Source organism: Variovorax sp. P4_D9 (genome assembly GCF_056401695.1).
This window is the reverse complement of sequence record NZ_JBFUIU010001630.1, coordinates 1-837: the sequence shown is the minus strand read 5'-3', so window position 1 is coordinate 837 and position 837 is coordinate 1. Positions and strand designations below refer to the sequence as shown.

The 837-nt window shown below is 61.2% G+C and carries 1 protein-coding gene; it reads left to right on the top strand.

The window, feature by feature from the left end; translation table 11 throughout:
• The first annotated feature begins 65 nt into the window (after positions 1–65).
• A complete protein-coding gene (locus AC1DY5_RS57395; protein ID WP_478123001.1) occupies positions 66–413 on the top strand; it encodes a hypothetical protein in 348 nt (115 codons plus the stop codon).
• Positions 414–837 lie beyond the last annotated feature (424 nt).

The window sequence follows — 837 nt, the reverse complement described above, 5'->3', positions numbered from 1 at the left end:
GCGGGCCCGATGGACCCTCGTGAATCGCGTACATCCGCGCCGACTCGCTAAAGAACTTTGAGAGCATGACGACCTCCATGTTGACAGGGGAGGCATGCCACTTTATGCGGAGTCGCGTCGCGTCGACCGCCGGGCACACGCCCAGCAAGAACAGGGTTGCATTGCGCGGTGAGTTCGCTCAACTCAGCGTAAAAACTGGCTCCGCATTAACTCAACGCTTCACCGATCGAGAACGCACCGCGCTCGAGCAGATGCTCCAGGCGCCTGAGGCTGTGGAGTATCACGGCACGGATCTGACCTGGCAGAAGGCCTTGGGCCAGGTGACGTCGCCTGCGCAGCCGAAGCTGTCCTTGAAGGATGCGTTGATGGCTGGCAGCGTGCCTCCGGCGGCTGACGCTCCGCGCGGCGGGTAGACCACCGCCCCTGTCCTCATTCTTGGGGGCTGTGCTCAGAGCCCCGACGGCGTCGCGTTGAGCTCCGCCGTCAATCAAACGCCCGTCTCGACGTCCACTCCTTCAGGAATGCACTCCGTTCGCGAGGCGTGAGGGTGCAACTGATGGGTGACGATTGCCTCAGCGCAGTCGCACTTTCGCCGTCATCGGTAGCGACGCGCGCCACGGCGTCAATTCCTTCATTAATGAGTTGTTGCCAAGTCTCGAGGTAGCCACGCGATCCCGGCTACGCATTACTCAGCAGTCAGAAATATAGGAGACAGAAGGCGCTTCGAAGAATGATCGAACCAGCCGGCGATTCTTCTGCATGTCGCGCAGTTGCTGGTCGACTCGGATTTCGAGTTTCTCGCCGGCTCGCAAGGGATTGCGAGCCACACCAGTGCGC